At 65.9% G+C, this 16,371-nt stretch carries 9 protein-coding genes; 6 read left to right on the forward strand and 3 right to left on the reverse strand.

What is annotated here, in order from left to right:
• Positions 1-53 precede the first annotated feature (53 nt).
• From BLS51_RS03645 to BLS51_RS03655, 3 genes are read left to right on the forward strand one after another with little or no spacing between them, the layout of a single operon-like run.
• Positions 54-1,316 carry a c-type cytochrome gene (locus BLS51_RS03645; RefSeq protein ID WP_090178108.1) on the forward strand — a complete coding sequence of 421 codons (1,263 nt, stop codon included), beginning with the start codon at positions 54-56 and terminating at the stop codon, positions 1,314-1,316.
• On the forward strand, positions 1,313-1,774 hold the full coding sequence (locus BLS51_RS03650) for a (2Fe-2S)-binding protein (RefSeq protein WP_090178104.1): 462 nt from the start codon (positions 1,313-1,315) through the stop codon (positions 1,772-1,774). Before BLS51_RS03645 ends, BLS51_RS03650 begins: the two co-directional genes overlap by 4 nt.
• Positions 1,771-3,999: a xanthine dehydrogenase family protein molybdopterin-binding subunit gene (locus tag BLS51_RS03655; protein WP_090178102.1), complete on the forward strand. Its 2,229-nt coding sequence runs from the start codon at positions 1,771-1,773 to the stop codon at positions 3,997-3,999. The genes BLS51_RS03650 and BLS51_RS03655 overlap by 4 nt, the downstream gene beginning before the upstream one ends.
• Here BLS51_RS03655 and BLS51_RS03660 read toward each other — a convergent pair.
• Both BLS51_RS03660 and BLS51_RS03665 read right to left on the reverse strand, forming a co-directional pair.
• Positions 3,988-4,872: a LysR family transcriptional regulator gene (locus BLS51_RS03660; RefSeq protein WP_090178099.1), complete on the reverse strand. Its 885-nt coding sequence runs from the start codon at positions 4,870-4,872 to the stop codon at positions 3,988-3,990. The two genes, BLS51_RS03655 and BLS51_RS03660, sit on opposite strands and share 12 nt — an antisense overlap.
• A gap of 10 nt (positions 4,873-4,882) precedes the next feature.
• Positions 4,883-5,977 (reverse strand): alkene reductase, encoded by a 1,095-nt coding sequence (locus BLS51_RS03665; protein ID WP_090178096.1) that lies wholly within the window; start codon positions 5,975-5,977, stop codon positions 4,883-4,885.
• A 204-nt stretch (positions 5,978-6,181) separates the two neighbouring features.
• On the opposite strand from BLS51_RS03665, the gene BLS51_RS03670 reads away from it, so the two are divergent.
• Both BLS51_RS03670 and BLS51_RS03675 read left to right on the forward strand, forming a co-directional pair.
• Entirely contained in the window at positions 6,182-7,150 is a 969-nt protein-coding gene (locus BLS51_RS03670) for an SLAC1 family transporter (protein WP_090178093.1), read from the forward strand.
• Entirely contained in the window at positions 7,147-8,109 is a 963-nt protein-coding gene (locus BLS51_RS03675; protein WP_090178089.1) for a GlxA family transcriptional regulator, read from the forward strand. The genes BLS51_RS03670 and BLS51_RS03675 overlap by 4 nt, the downstream gene beginning before the upstream one ends.
• On the opposite strand, the gene BLS51_RS03680 is transcribed toward BLS51_RS03675, so the two are convergent.
• Positions 8,106-11,819: an ATP-binding protein gene (locus tag BLS51_RS03680; protein WP_090178083.1), complete on the reverse strand. Its 3,714-nt coding sequence runs from the start codon at positions 11,817-11,819 to the stop codon at positions 8,106-8,108. The two genes, BLS51_RS03675 and BLS51_RS03680, sit on opposite strands and share 4 nt — an antisense overlap.
• A 103-nt stretch (positions 11,820-11,922) precedes the next feature.
• Here BLS51_RS03680 and BLS51_RS03685 point away from each other — a divergent pair, with 103 nt between their 5' ends.
• The gene (locus BLS51_RS03685) at positions 11,923-16,335 is read left to right on the forward strand and encodes a DEAD/DEAH box helicase (protein WP_175472506.1); all 4,413 of its coding nucleotides are present in this window, start codon (positions 11,923-11,925) and stop codon (positions 16,333-16,335) included.
• Positions 16,336-16,371: the final 36 nt, after the last annotated feature.

Below are 16,371 nucleotides of genomic sequence, written 5' to 3' on the forward strand. Positions count from 1 at the left end.
ACCAAGCGCGCGTGGCAATGGCACAGTGCAGGCTTAAGACACCGGGAGCATGCATGAAAACGAGATACTGGATCTGGATAGGGGCGGCGCTGGCGGCAGGCGCTGCGGCAGCCACCGCCTGGGTCATACAGCCGGCGCTAGCCCCGGTGCAAACACCAGGGCCGAATGACTTTGACAGCGCCAGCATCGCGCGCGGCGCACGGGTCGTCGCCCAGGGCGACTGCATGGTGTGCCACACGGCCGCCGGCGGTTCGCCCTACGCTGGAGGCCTGCCGCTGCGCACACCGTTTGGCACCATTTACACCACCAATATCACGCCTGATCCGGCCACCGGCATCGGCAACTGGTCGCTGGCCGCATTCACGCGCGCGCTGCGGCACGGTGTGGCGCGCGATGGCCACCTGCTCTATCCAGCCTTCCCCTACCTCCACTACACCAGAATGTCGACTGCCGACATTGACGATGCCTACGCCTATCTGATGACGCGCACGCCGGTGGTGTACAAGGCGCCGGACAACGACTTGCTACTGCCGTTGCGTTTCCGCCCTTTCCTGGCCGGCTGGAACCTGCTGTACCTGCGTCCAGGCCCCGTGGCGGATGATCCTGCGCAATCGTATGAATGGAACCGTGGCCGCTACCTGGTCGATGGCGCTGGCCATTGCGCCTCCTGCCACAGCGCGCTAGGGCCGATCGGCGGCGAGCGCAGCCCGGCGTTCAGCGGCGGCAATATCGATGGATGGGATGCGCCGGCGCTGACCGCGCTGGCCCAGGCGCCGAAGCCATGGACGCGTGAACAACTGGCGATCTATCTGCGCCATGGCTGGTCGCCGGAACACGGCGCCGCCGCCGGTCCGATGGGTCCCGTCGCGCACAGCCTGTCGCAAGTGCCGGAAGCGGATACCGACGCCATCGCCACCTACATCATGTCGCTGCAACAGCCAGCTGCCAAGGCCGCATCGGTGGCCCCGGCCGCCGACAACGCCCGCGTCGCACAAGGCGCCCAACTGTTCGCCGGCGCCTGTGCCAGCTGCCATGGCGCCGCTGCGCCGATGATGGCCACCGGCGGCCGTCCATCGCTGGCGCTCAGCACCGCCGTCAACAGCGATCGCCCGGATAACCTGATACAGATTGTGCTGAATGGCGTGCCCTGGAGCCACGCACACCAGACCACCTTCATGCCGCCGTTTGCCGCCGCGCTGAGCGATGCTCAAATCGCCAGCATCGCCGCCTACGTGCGCGCCGATATCGGCAAGCGCCCGGCATGGGATGGCATAGAAAAACGCGTTACCGACATCCGCAAGGAGAACCAGCAATGAGCACCCTGACCGTCAACGGCGTCCGCCACACGCTGGACATTGATCCCGCCACGCCGCTGCTCTACGCGCTACGCAATCAGCTCGAACTGAACGGCGCCAAATTCGGCTGCGGCATGGGCCAGTGCGGCGCCTGCACCGTGCTGCTGGATGGCCAGCCGGTCTTCGGCTGCCTGACGCCGGTGGCAGCCTGCGAGGGCCGGCAGGTACGCACCATCGAGGGCCTGGGAAGCGCCGACAAGCCGGGCAAGCTGCAAGCTTCATTCATCAAACACCAGGCAGCACAATGCGGCTATTGCATCGCCGGCATGGTGATGCGCGCACAAGCGCTGCTGGAACAACATCCACATCCAAGCGAAACGCAGATCCGTACGCACATGGAGCCTAACCTGTGCCGCTGCGGCACGCATATGCGCATCATCGCTGCTATCAAGGAAGTCGCGGAAGGGAGCAAGCCATGAACGCCGCAACCATCGACCTGCGCCGCCGCGCAGTCATGCAAGCCGGCGCCCTGGTGCTGGGCTTTACGCTGCTGCCACGGCGCGCGCTTGCGGAATTCAACGGCATGGGCGTGCCGCCGGTCGCCAACAAGGACCTGGCGGGCAGCCTGCAACGCACACCGATGCTGGACGCCTGGATCAAGATCGCCGCAGACGGCAAAGTCACCGTCTTCACCGGCAAGGTGGAACTGGGAACAGGAGTACGTACGGCATTATTGCAGGTGGCCGCCGAACAGCTGGACGTGGCGCCAGCCGCCATCCACTTCATCACCGGCGACACCAGCCTGACGCCCAACGAAGGCTTTACCGCCGGTAGCCACACCATGGCGGATAGCGGCACAGCGCTGCTCAATGCCGCAGCCCAGGTACGCGCGCTAGTAGTGCAAGGCGCCGCCGCGCAATTCAAGCTGGACGCGGCCACACTGAAGACCAGCAACGGCCACGTCATCGCGCCCGACGGCCGCATGATGCACTACGGCGACGCTGTACGCGCCGTCGACCTGCATCGCGCGGCACAAGTCAGGTCGCCACTGAAGCCAGCGCGCGATTACAGCGTGATTGGCCAGTCGCTGCCGCGCGTCGACATCCCCGCCAAGCTCACCGGCGGAGCGGCCTACGTGCAGGACATGCGCTTACCTGGCATGGTGCACGCCCGCGTGGTACGGCCGCCGGCTTACGGCGCGCGGCTGCTGTCGGCCGACGCCAGGGCCGTGGCACGCATGCCTGGCGTACTGAAAGTCCATGTGGATGGCAACTACCTCGCCGTCATCGCCAGCGACGAATGGCAGGCCGTGCAGGCGATGCGTACCTTATCGGCCAGCGCCCGCTGGCAACGCGGCCCGGCGCTACCGTCGCCAGCCAATATTCACGCCACGCTGCGCGCCCTGCCCTCGCAGGACATCGTCGTCGAGGACAAGAAGGCCAAGACCGGCAAAGCGGTCCTGACGCTCAAACACCGCTATACCAAGCAGTACGTGCTGCACGGCTCCATCGGACCTTCGTGCTCGGTGGCCTTGCTGGAGCAAGGCGACATGACCGTGTGGACGCATACCCAGGGCGTGTATCCATTGCGCGCCGCACTGGCCGAGCTGCTGGCCATGCCACTGGACGATGTCCGCTGCATCCATACCGAAAGCGCCGGCTGCTATGGCCAGAACGGTGCCGACGACGTGGCTGCCGATGCCGCCCTGCTGGCGCGCGTGCTGCCCGGCCGTCCTGTTCGGGTACAACTGATGCGCGACCAGGAAAACCAGTGGGAGCCCTATGCACCAGCGATGAGCACCCAGCTGGCTGCATCGCTCGACGCCGAAGGCAAAATCTGCGACTGGCAGTACGAGTTGTGGAGCGGCTCGCACAACGAACGTCCCGGCAACGCCGGCAAGCTGATACCGGCGCAATTGCTGGCCCGTCCCTTCGTGCCCAGCCCTTCGCAGCCGATGCCGATGCCGGAAGGCGGCGGCGACCGCAACGCCATTCCGCTGTACACGCTACCGCAGGCGAAGGTCGTCAACCACTTCCTGCCGGTGACGCCGCTGCGCACGTCAGCCATGCGCTCGCTTGGCGCGCACATCAACCTGTTCGCGATCGAAGGCATGATGGATGATCTGGCGGCAGCCGCGCGCACCGATCCGGTGGCGTTCCGCCTGCGCCACATGGACGATCCACGCGCACGCGAGGTCATGGAACGCGCCGCGACGCAGTTCGGCTGGAACCAGCGCAAGCGCCGCCGCGACCATGGCTTCGGCTTCGCCTTCGGCCAGTACAAGAACATCATGGCTTATGTGGCGCTGGCGGTGGAGATACGCGTCGAGCGCAGCACCGGTGCGGTGCACATCGTGCGGGTGACGGCAGCTGTGGACTGCGGCCAGGGCGTCAATCCTGATGGCATCCGCAACCAGGTCGAAGGCGGCATACTGCAATCCGCCAGCTGGACCTTGTACGAGAAGCTGCAATTCACACCGGACGGCATCACCAGCGTGGACTGGGCCAGCTACCCGATCATGCGCTACTCGAATGTGCCGGACAAGGTGGATGTGGTTCTGATTGATAGGCCAGGCGCGCCCTTCCTCGGCGTGGCCGAGGCGGCGCAGGGACCGATGGCCGGGGCATTGGGAAATGCACTGGCCGACGCCACCGGCAAGCGCTGGTTCGACCTGCCGCTGGCAGGACCGCAGTTAATGCGCTAATAGCGCTTCGACGAACGCCGCAAACGCCCGCGCCTTGGCGCTGGCCTTGCGGCCGGAGGGGAATACCGCCCACAGGTCCATGGCCGGCAAGTCCCATCCGGTGAGCACGCGCCGCACCTGGCCACTGGCCAGTTCCGGCGCAAACATCCATTCCGATGCGACGGCGATGCCCATGTCCGCCAGCACGGCAGCGCGCACGCCTTCTGCCGCCGACACGCGTACACGCCCTTCCAGCGTCACCGGTTCCTGCATTTCGCCGCACTGGAACATGCATGCCGTGCCGCTGCCGGCGCGGTTGTAGACGATCGCCTGATGGGCAATCAGCTCGCCGGGATGCAGCGGTTCGCCATGCCGCGCCAGATAGGACGGCGTGGCCAGCACCGCGCGCGGGCTGCGGCCGATGCGGCGCGCCGTCATGGCGGAATCGCTCAGGGCGCCCAGGCGCAATGCCACGTCCACGCCCTCTTCCAGCAGATCGATATTGCGGTCGTCCAGCACCACATCCAGCTTCAGTTGCGGATGCTGGTCGAGAAAGCGCTGCACCTGCGGCATGACGTGCAGGCGCGCGAAAGTCACCGGTGCCGAGACCACCAGCCGGCCACCCATACCCACGCTGGCGCCACGTGCGCTGCTATCGGCGTCGGCCGCCGCTTCCAGCGCGCGGCGGGCGCCCTGGTAATAGGCCAGTCCCGACTCGGTCGGCGCCAGCCCGCGATTGGAACGCAGCAGCAGCTGGACACCCAGTTCTGTCTCCAGTTGCGCCACCAGCTTGGACACACAAGGCTGGCCCACGTTCAGGCGGCGGGCCGCACCCGAGAACGAACCCGCTTCCACCACATGCACCAGCGTTTCCATCGCCTGCCAGCGGTCCATGGCCTTCTCCTTAACCCAGAGCGGGATAGTCGGTGTAGCCACGCTCCGTGCCGCCGTAGAACGAGTACGGGTCCGGCTCGTTGTACGGACCGCCGCCGGCGATACGTGCCACCAGGTCTGGATTGGCGACGTACAGCCGGCCGAACGCCACCATGTCCGCCTTGCCGTCTTCCACCAGCCACTGCGCAGCTTCCGGCGTCAGGCCGGCATTGGCCATCAATACACCGCTGTAGTTGGCGCGGACCAGCGCCAGGATCTTCGGCATGTCCGGCACACCGCCCCAGGCATTGGTATCGGCGCCATGAATGTAGGCGATGCCATACTCGTTCAGCATGCGGGCGAGGTAGCCATAGGTTTCGGCCACATCCGGATCAGTAGCATTGTTATAGGCCGCATACGGTGAAATGCGCACGCCGATGCGCTCTTTCGGGAACACCTCCAATACCGCCTCGATCACCAGACGCAGGAAGCGCGCACGATTCTCCACGCTGCCGCCAAATTCGTCGCTACGGCGATTGACCACCGGCGACAGGAACTGCTGCACCAGGTAGCCGTTGGCCGCGTGGATCTCCACTCCATCCAGTCCCGCGCGCCGTGCATTCTCGGCGCCGGCACGGAATTCAGCGATGGCCGCATACACTTCCTCATTGCGCATGGCGCGCGACGGCGAAGCGTAGATACGCGTGTACTGCCCGTTGCGCAGTGCACCGTAGACTTGCAACAGCCCGAGATCATCATTCACGCCGGACGGCGACAGTGGTTCGGAACCCTTCAGCAACGCATACGAGCTGACGCGGCCACTGTGCCACAGCTGCATGAACATCTTGCCGCCGGCCGCGTGCACCTGTTCCGTCACGCGGCGCCAGCCTGCCACCTGCGCGTCGTTGTAAATTCCGGGCGCCAGTTCAAAGGCGGCGGAGTTGGGCGACACATTGGTCGCCTCGGTGATCATCAGGCCGGACGTGGCGCGCTGTGCATAGTATTCGGCGTTGAGGGCCACCGGCACGCCATCCGCGCCGGAGCGGGAACGGGTGAGCGGCGCCATGGCGACACGGTTGTTGAGGGTCAGGTCACCGATCTGGATCGGTTGCAGCAGCTTGGTCATGGTGATGACTCCAGTGAGTTAGAAGATGAGCCACTGTAGCGTTCAGCCCACACGCTGATAAGACAGCGCAGCGCGTCAACACCTTTGCGTAAAACGCAAAGGCCGGATTCGGTGCTACATTGGCAGGATACGATCCATTTGATTGATTCCTGCCGCCGCCTCAGCGGCCTAAAATCGTCTCATCGATCACTTTCCGCCACCATCATGAAAAACAAACTGCTACCCGCCTCATTTTTTGCCCTTACTTTAGGGCTGGCCGAAACCGGCAACGCCTGGCGCTTTGCCCATCAACTGTGGACGTTGCCGCCACTGGCCGGCGAACTGCTGCAAGCGCTGGCCGTGCTGTCCTTCCTGCTGTTCGCGTGGCTGTATGCGCGCAAGTGGCTGATCCACCGCGCCGCTGCCGTTGCCGAAACACGCGACCCGGTGCAATCGGCCTTCCTGGCGCTGATACCGGAGTCGCTGATCCTGGTGGCGCTGGCGCTGCAACCGTACACGCTGTCTGCAGCGACACCTGTCTTCTGGCTAGGCTCAGTCGCCAACATCGCCTACGGCGCCTGGCGCCTGGCCGCACACTGGAGCCGGCAGCGCGACGCCGCGCACATCGTGCCGCCGCTGTACCTGCCTTATACCGCCAGCGTGCTGGTGAACGCTCTCGCCGCCGGCAGCTTTGGCTACACCGATTACGGCTGGATGCTATTCGGCGCGGGCGGCATCTCCTGGCTGGTGCTTGACTCGACCATCACGCATCAGCTGATGACCGGAGGCCTGTCCGACAAGACGCGTAATTTCATGGGCATTTACAGCGCTCCACCTGTGGTGGCGCTGGTGGCGTACCAGGTGCTGGCCGGCGCGCAGGCCAGCAACGCCATTACCTATGCGCTGGCCGGCTATGCACTGTTCGTGTTCGCCGGGCTGGCGCTAGCGACGCCCTGGCTTGCGCAGCAGGACTTTGCGCCCGGCTACTGGGCTTACACCTTCGGCCTCGCCACGCTGGCGCAAGGACTGATGCTGATGGCGCAAAACCACGCCGAACCTGCACTGCACGTGCTGGCCGCCGTCACTTTCGGCGCCACGCTGCTGCTGGTACTGTATGTGGCGGCCGGCTCGCTGCGGCTGCTGGCGCGCGGTGCCTACTTTCCGCCAGCTCCCGTCATGGGACGCGCATCTTGAAGACGCTGGCCCTGGTGCTATTCCCCGGCGTGCAGTCACTGGACGTCTCCGGTCCGATGGATGTATTCGCCGAGGCCAACGCCTTCCTGCCACCTGAACAGCAGTATCGGCTGGTGACCATAGGCACCGCGCCGTCGCCCATCCGCGCCTCCAACGGCCAGCAACTGGTCGCCGACCACACGCTGAGCGAGGCCGGCACCGGCTACGATATCGTGCTGGTGGCTGGCGGACCGCAGTTATCAGCAGAAGCAGACAATCCGGCGCTATCGGCCTGGCTGCGCGAGGTGGCCGGCAAAGTCCCCCGCTACGGCTCGATCTGCACCGGCGCCTACCTGCTGGGCCGCGCCGGCCTGCTGGATGGCAAGCGCGCCACCACCCACTGGGCTGATGCCAGTACGCTGGCGGCGCAATTCCCGCTGGCCCAGGTAGAACATGACCGCATCCACATGCGTGACGGTGGCCTGGTCACCTCAGCCGGCGTCACCGCCGGCATCGACCTGGCGTTGGCGCTGGTGGCGGAGGACCATGGCCAGGCCATCGCGCTGGCGGCGGCGAAACGCCTGCTGGTGCTGGCGCAGCGCCAGGGTGGCCAGTCGCAATTCAGTCCCTATCTTGCCGAAGCGGGCGCACCGGATGCATTGGCGAGCATCATCCAGCGTCACGTGATGGACAACCTGGCAGATTCGCTGTCGGTGGAGAACCTGGCGGAAGTGGCCGGCATGAGCACGCGCAGCTTCGCGCGCCAGTTCGTCAAGGAGATGGGCGTTACACCGGCCGAATTCGTGCAGCGCATCCGTGTGGATGCGGCCCGCAACCTGCTGGAGGGGAGTGAGCTGGCCTTGAAGACCATCGCCTACCGCTGCGGCTTTGGCAGCGCGGCGCGCATGCGGCTGGTGTTTGCGCAGCGCTTCGGCGTCACGCCCAACCAATACCGCGATAGCTTCCGCATCAGCGTTTAAAGCGCGCGCGCTGTCTGTAGCAACGCTTCCAGCTGTCCGAGTTCGACCGGCTTGGTCAGGTGCTGTTCAAAGCCAGCCTCGCGCGCCCGCTTGCGGTCCGCTTCCTGCCCATATCCCGTTACCGCGAACAGGCACAGTTCCTCCATGCCGGGCAACTCGCGTAGCCGCACCGCCAGCTCATAGCCGTCCATGCCCGGCAGGCCGATGTCCAGCAAGGCCGCCTGCGGATGAAACACCGGCGCCACCGCCAGCGCGGCGGGCGCGCTGAACACCACCTTGACGGTGTGGCCCATTAGTTCCAGTGCTTCGCCCAACGCGCGTGCGGCGTCCTCATTATCGTCCACCACCAGTATCGACAGTCCGCCATGCGTGGCACAGGCAGGCGCCGGGGAAGACGCTGCGGCGGCATCCCCGGCATGCCCCTGCCACAGCGGCATGCGTATCGTAAAGGTGCTGCCGCAACCGATGCCATTGCTGTTGGCGTTCACGCTGCCGCCATGCAGCGCCATCATGCTGCGTGCGATGGCAAGCCCCAGTCCCAGTCCGCCTTGCGAGCGGCTCAATGCCTGGCGCGCCTGCGTGAAGCGTTCAAACGCCGGGCCTATCATGTCCGGCGCGATGCCGATGCCGTTATCGGCGACATCCACCACCACCTGGCCATCATCAAGGCGGACACTTACCGCCAGACGACCACCCGGTTCCGTATACTTGGCTGCGTTGGTCAACAGGTTGGCCAATACCTGCGCGCAGCGCACAGGGTCGGCCAGCACCGGCAAGCCGGATGACGGCACCTCCAGCGACAGCTGATGACGCTTTTGTTCGATCAAGGGGCTGACGGTTTCAATGGCACGCGCCACCACCTCCGCCATTTCGACCACGCGCCGGTTCAGTTGGATCTTCCCTTCCGCCACGCGCGACACATCCAGCAAATCGTCCACCAGGGCCACCAGGTGCCTGGTCTGGCGCTCGATCACTTCACGCTCCTTGATGGCGTAGTCACCGCCGCGCATGCGCATCAGTTGCAGCGCGGTGACGATAGGCGCCAGCGGATTGCGCAACTCATGACCCAGCATCGCGAGGAATTCATCCTTGGCGCGATTGGCCGCCTCCGCCGCGCGCTTGGCGTTGGCCAGCTCGCTCACTTCAAACGCCACCACCGCCACGCCTTGCGGCACGCCGGCGTCATCCAGCAAGGGCTGATAGACGAAATCAAACCAGCACTCGCTGGGCGACTGGTCCGGCGCACGCCGCATGTGCAGCTGTATCGATCGGCCTACATACGGCTGGCCGGTGGCCAGCACACCGTCCAGCAGTTCATAAATACCTTGCGACTCCAGTTCGGGAAACGCCTGGCGTATCGTCAGTCCAAGCAGCGGGCGCGGCCCGACCAGCCGCTGGTAGTAATCATTGGCTTGTTCAAACACATGCTCCGGCCCATTCAGCAGGCAGATCGCCACCGGCGCCTGGCTGAATACCGTTTGCAGGCGCCGCGCCGCCGCGCCCTCCACCATACGCATGCGCTGGCGCAGGCGCAGCACTTCGATGCGGGCGGCCAGCTCGCGTGCGGAGAACGGCTTGACCAGATAGTCGTCTGCGCCCGCCTGCAAGCCTTCCAGCCGGGCTTCCTCGCCGGCGCGCGCTGACAACAACATGAAGGGAATGTCACGCGTAGCGGGATGCGCGCGCAACGCTGCCAGCAAGCCGAAACCGTCCAGCTGCGGCATCATTACATCCGACAGTACCATGTCCGGCCGATTGCGTTCGATGATGGCCAACGCTTCGACACCGTTATTGCACACCTCCACCTGCCAATGCGGCTGAAGCAGGCGTTGCAGATAGTCGCGCATGTCGGCGTTGTCGTCCACTACCAGCAGACGGCCATGCTTCGCGCTATTGTCGGTCGACGTGGCCTGATGCTGCACCCAGCCTTCCGCTTCGATGACGTAAGCTTCCGCCGTGATGGAGACAGGGGCCACAGAAGGCGCCGCCATTGCCACCTGCGCTGACGGCAGGTGCGCGCAACCCAGCGGGATGGAGACGCTGAACACACTGCCGCGTCCCAGCACGCTCTCGACGCCAATCCGGCCGCTGTGCATCAGTACCAGGTCATGCACCAGCGCCAGGCCGATGCCGGAGCCCTCATGCGTACGCGATCGCGCGCCTTCGACACGGTGAAAGCGCTCGAACAAATGCGGCAACTGGTCATGCGGAATACCGGCACCGGTATCCGCCACCTCCAGCCGCAACTGGTCGCCGACGATGCGCTGGCGCACACTGATCTCGCCTTCAAACGTAAACTTGAAGGCATTCGACACCAGGTTCAATACAATTTTTTCCCACATCGCCGGATCGACGTAGACCTGCATCGGCAGCGGCGCGCAATCAACATCCAGGCGCATGCCGGCGCCCTCGATGGCGGAACGGAAGCTGCTGGCCAGGTCGCTGGTCAGCGCAGCCAGGTCGACAGCGGCAAAGCTGGCGTGCGCACGGCCTGCCTGCACGCGCGAAAATTCCAGCAATGTGTTGACCAGCTTTTGCAATCGCAACGCATTGCGCTGCATCAGCTGCACGCGCTCGCGCTGCGCCGGCGGCAATGGCGCGTCGCCATCTTCCAGCGCATCATTGGCGGGTCCCAGCAACAGCGTCAGCGGCGTGCGGAATTCGTGACTGACATTGCTGAAGAACTGCGTCTTGGCGTGATCCAGTTCCGCCAGCATGTCGGCGCGCAGGCGTTCATCCTCGGCGGCGCGCGCATGGCGGATGGCGTTGCCGGCCTGGGTGGCGATCAGGTCGAGGAAGCTGCGATAGTCCGCATCGAGCTTGCGTGCCGAACTGACGCCCAGTACCAGCGCGCCAGTGGACTGCGCCGGGCCGGCACCCGCCAGCGGCAGCACCAGCGCCTGGCGCAAAGGCTGCTGCGCCAGGCCTAATGGCAGTCCGGCCAGCGGCGTCTGCGCATCCAGCGTTATCAGCCGCGCCTCGCCACTGGCAATCACCTCGTCCACCGCAAACAACGCACGCGCATCGGCAATATCGGCATGTGTGGCATGCAGCAGCTGCGCCGGCGCGCCCTCGCCGGGCAAATAAAGCTGTGCGAAAGGCACATCGTCCGGATTGTCGGCAATGGTGGCCAACGCGACGGCGCAGGCGCCCTGCACGGTTTTTTCCTGCAGCGTTTGGGTGTTCAGGTCCGACAGCATGTGGATGCGGCGCGCGTTCAGGTGGCGACTGGTGACATCCAGATTGGCACAGAACAGCCCCGCCACACGGCCCGTTTCATCGCGCACCGGGCTGTAAGAAAAGGCATAGTAAGTCTCTTCGAGAAAATCGCCGCGCCGCATGAACAGGCGGACATCGTCGGCCATGGTCGACTCACCGTCTGAAAACACGCGGTCCGACAGCGGGCCGCAAATATCCCATATCTCGGCCCACACTTCGGCCGCCGGCCGCCCGAGCGCCCACGGATGCTTGGCGACGCTAAGCACATCAATATAGGCGTCGTTGTATAAAAACGTCACCTGCCCACCCCAGCCCATCCACATCGGCTGCGGAGAATTAAGCATCAGGTTGATGACGGTCTTCAGGCTATGCGGCCAGTTGGCGATGGGGCCCAGCGGCGTATTGTCCCAGTCATGCGCCCAGATGCAGGCGCCCAGCTCTCCGGGAGCGCTCAGGAACAGCGGTAAGCCTTCGGAGGCCGGCGTTGACATGGGTAGGGACGGTTCATGATTTACAATGTTTCAAGCTTACCATGACCCTGCGTTCCTCCGGCGCATGGTTGAGATTCACGCGCCCTGCCCCAACATGACCTTCATGACCGACGCTCTGCATGCATTCCATCCCGCCGTTTCGGCCTGGTTTGGCGCGGCTTTTGCCGGCGCGACGGAGGCTCAGCGCCAGGCCTGGCCGCTGATCCAATCCGGCAACGCCACGCTGATCGCCGCGCCAACCGGCTCCGGCAAGACGCTGACCGCCTTCCTTGCCGCCATCGACGCCCTGGTGCGCGAGAGCCGCGACGCGCCGCTGCCGGACGAAACCCGGGTGTTGTACGTATCGCCGCTGAAGGCGCTGTCCAACGATATCCGCGTCAACCTGCTGGCGCCACTTGAGGGCATCGGCCGCGAGCTGGAAGCGCTTGGCCACCCGCCGCACGGCATCCGCACCGCCGTGCGCACCGGTGACACCACGCAGGCCGAACGCAACGCCATGCGCCGCCGCGCGCCGCATATCCTGGTTTCGACACCGGAGTCCTTATACGTGATGCTGGGTTCGGACAGTGGCCGCGCCATGCTGTCCGGCGTGCGCACGGTGATCGTCGACGAGATCCACGCGGTGGCCGGCAGCAAGCGTGGCAGCCATCTGGCCCTGAGCCTGGAGCGCCTGGACGCCCTGTGCGCGCAGCCGCCGGTGCGGGTTGGCCTGTCCGCCACGCAGAAGCCGATATCGGCGGTGGCGCAATTTCTTGCCGGGACCGGGCGTGCCTGCGCGGTGGTGGACGTCGGCCATGTGCGGGCGCGCGACCTGAATCTTGAGCTGCCGCCGGTGCCGCTGGAGGCGGTGATGGCCAATGATGTGTGGGAGCGCGTCTACGACCGCCTGGCCGAGCTGGCGGTGATGCACAAGACCACGCTGATCTTCGTGAACACGCGGCGCATGGCCGAGCGCATGGCGCGTCATCTGGCGGATCGCCTCGGCGCCGGCCTGGTGGCGGCGCACCACGGCAGCCTGGCGAAGGAATCGCGGCTGGACGCGGAGCAGCGCCTGAAGCGTGGCGAATTGCAGGTGCTGATCGCCACCGCCTCGCTGGAACTGGGCATCGACATCGGCGATGTGGACCTGGTGTGCCAGATCGGCTCCCCGCGCAGCATTGCCTCGCTCCTGCAGCGCGTCGGCCGCTCCGGCCACCATGTGGGCGGCACGCCGAAGGGACGGCTGTTCCCGACCTCGCGCGATGACCTGGTTGAATGCGCGGCGCTGCTGGACTGCGTGCGGCGCAATGAGCTGGATGCTGTGCGCATTCCGCCAGCGCCGCTGGACGTGCTGGCGCAGCAGATCGTGGCGGAAGTGGCTTGCCGCGAATGGCGCGAAGACGAACTGTTTGCGCTGATACGGCAAGCGTCGCCCTATGCGCAACTGGAGCAAAAGCGCTATGACGAGGTGCTGCATATGCTGACCGATGGCTATACCAGCCGCCAGGGCGTGCGCGGCTCCTACCTGCACCGGGATACCATCAGCGGCACCTTGCGCGGGCGGCGCGGCGGCAAGATGACAGCGGTGATGTCCGGCGGGACCATACCGGACAACGCGGACTACACGGTACTGCTGGAGCCACAAGGACAAAATATCGGCACGGTGCACGAGGACTTTGCGGTGGAGAGCCTGGCGGGAGACGTTTTCCAGCTGGGGAATACCTCGTACCGGATCCTGCGCATTGACACCGGCAAGGTGCGGGTCGAAGACGCGCACGGCGCGGCGCCCAACATCCCGTTCTGGATCGGCGAGGCGCCCGGGCGCACGGATGAACTGTCGATCGGCGTGGCGCGCTTGCGCGGCGAGATCGACGGCCTGCTGGCCGGCGACGATGGCGAGGTGGCAATCGAACGCGTAGTCGACTGGCTGGCCGGGCATCTGGGCCTGCGCGATGACGCCGCGCGCCAGATCGCCGAGTACATGGCGCGTTCACGCTCCGCGCTGGGCGCGCTGCCAACGCGCGATACACTGGTGATGGAGCGCTTCTTCGACGAATCGGGCGGCATGCAGCTGGTGGTGCATTCGCCGTTTGGCAGCCGGGTGAACCGCGCCTGGGGGCTGGCATTGCGCAAGCGCTTCTGCCGCACGTTCAATTTCGAATTGCAGGCGGCGGCCACCGAAGATGCGATCGTGCTGTCGCTGTCGGAGAGCCACAGTTTCCCGCTGGACGAGGTGTGGCGCTATCTGCGTTCGAATACTGCGGAACATATCCTGATTCAGGCCTTGCTGGATGCGCCGCTGTTCAATGTGCGCTGGCGATGGAATGCGACGACGGCGCTGGCCCTGCCGCGCTTTAGCGGCGGCCGCAAGGTGGCGCCGCAACTGCAACGCATGAAAAGCGATGATTTGCTGGCTGCGGTGTTTCCCGATCAGGCGGCATGCCTGGAAAACATCGTTGGCGAACGCGAGCTGCCCAGCCATCCGCTGGTGGATCAAACGCTGGACGACTGCCTGCACGAGGCGATGGACAGTGAAACCTGGCTGGCGCTGTTGCGGCGCATGGAGGCCGGCGACGTCAGGCTGCTGGCACGCGACCTGCCGGCGCCCTCACCGCTGGCGATGGAGATCCTGAATGCGCGGCCCTACGCTTTCCTCGACGATGCGCCGCTGGAGGAACGCCGCACGCAAGCGGTGTTGAATCGCCGCTGGACCGATCCCGCCTCCACCGATGATCTGGGCGCGCTCGACGCCGGGGCGATTGCGGCGGTGGCGGAGGAGGCCTGGCCGTCAGTGCGCAGCAGCGACGAGATGCACGAGGCGCTGATGTCGCTGGCATGCATTACGCCGGAAGAGGCGGCGTGCGAAGAAGGCTGGCCGGCATGGCTCGATGGCCTTGCTGCCAGCGGCCGCGCCACGCGTTTGCGCGATGCGGCCAGCGGCGCCGACCTGTGGGCGGCGCTGGAACGGCTGCCCTGCGTACAAGCGGCTTATCCGGCAGCGGCGGCGACGCCGGCCCTGTCACCGGCCTCGCCGCCTGCCAAATCAGCCGGCCACGCGTCCGCCGAGGTGGCGAACGGTGCGCCCGCCCAGGCAGCGACTGGTGGTGCGCCAGGAGACGAAGGCTGGACGCGCGATGCGGCACTGGTCGAGATTCTGCGGGCGCGCCTGGGTGGCGTCGGCCCGCAGACGGTGCCGGCGATTGCCGCGCCGCTGGCGCTCCCCGCCTCCACCGTCACCATCGCGCTAACGCAGCTGGAAAGCGAAGGGTATGTGATGCGTGGCCGCTTTACGCCCGGCGCCACCACCGAAGAATGGTGCGAGCGCCACCTGCTGGCGCGCATCCATCGCTACACGATCCGCAACCTGCGGCGCGAGGTCGAGCCGGTCGAGCGCCAGGATTTCATGCGCTTCCTGTTCGAATGGCAGCACCTGGCGCCGGAAGCGCGACTACAAGGCATGGACGCGCTGCCCGAACTGCTGGCGCAACTGGAAGGCTACGAAGCAGCCGCCGGCGCATGGGAGAGCGACCTGCTGGCCTTGCGCCTGAAAGACTACTCGCCGCTATGGCTGGATGATCTGTGCCGCGCCGGCAAGATCGTCTGGACACGCGTCGGAGCGCCCGCCAGCGCGGCCGGCGGACCGGTGCGCAGCACGCCATTGGTGCTGCTGCCGCGCCGCCAACTGGCGTTATGGCACGCGCTGCCGGCGGTGGCGGGCGAAGTCGAGGTATCGCCGCGCGCGGCACGCGTACTGGAAACGCTGCGGCGCGATGGCGCCATGTTCTTCGATGAACTGTCGCACGACGCGCGCCTGCTGCCAGTGGAGTTGGAGAACACGCTGGGCGAACTGGTGGCCACTGGCCTGGTCAATGCCGATAGCTACGCCGGTCTGCGCGCGATGCTGGTGCCAGCCAACAAGCGCGCCAGCAACGACAAGCGCCGCCGGCGTGGCGCCGGACCGACAATGGAGGAAGCCGGACGCTGGGCGCTGGTCCGGCGCGGCGACAATCTGACCATCACCGTCCGCGCCGGCGAGACCGCGCCGGCGTCGCAGCCTGGCCGCAAGCCGCGCACCGATCCGGACACGCTGGAACACATCGCCATGACGCTGCTGCGCCGTTACGGCGTGATGATGTGGCGCCTGCTGGAGCGTGAAGCCGGCTGGATGCCAAGCTGGCGCGAGCTGCTGCCGGTCTATCACCGTCTCGAAGCGCGCGGCGAAATTCGTGGCGGCCGCTTTGTCGCCGGCCTGTCAGGCGAACAATTCGCCCTGCCGGAAGCCATCCCCCTGCTGCGCGAGATGCGCCGCCGCCAGCACGACGGCAGCTACGTCTGCATCTCCGCCATTGATCCGCTCAACCTGTGCGGCACCCTGCTCACCGGCGACAAGGTTCCCGCGCTGGCCAGCAACCGCGTGCTGTTCCAGGACGGCCTGCCCGTCGCCACGCAAATCGCCGGCAAGTTCCACTACGAAGACAACAGCGAAAACCGCGAACTGATGCACGCCTGGCTAGTCGGCAAGCACGCCAGCTTTTAGCCTACTGTGGCGTAGCGCACATAAGCCAGGGCACAC

The sequence above is a fragment of the Duganella sp. OV510 genome (assembly GCF_900100205.1).
Classification (GTDB): domain Bacteria; phylum Pseudomonadota; class Gammaproteobacteria; order Burkholderiales; family Burkholderiaceae_D; genus Rugamonas.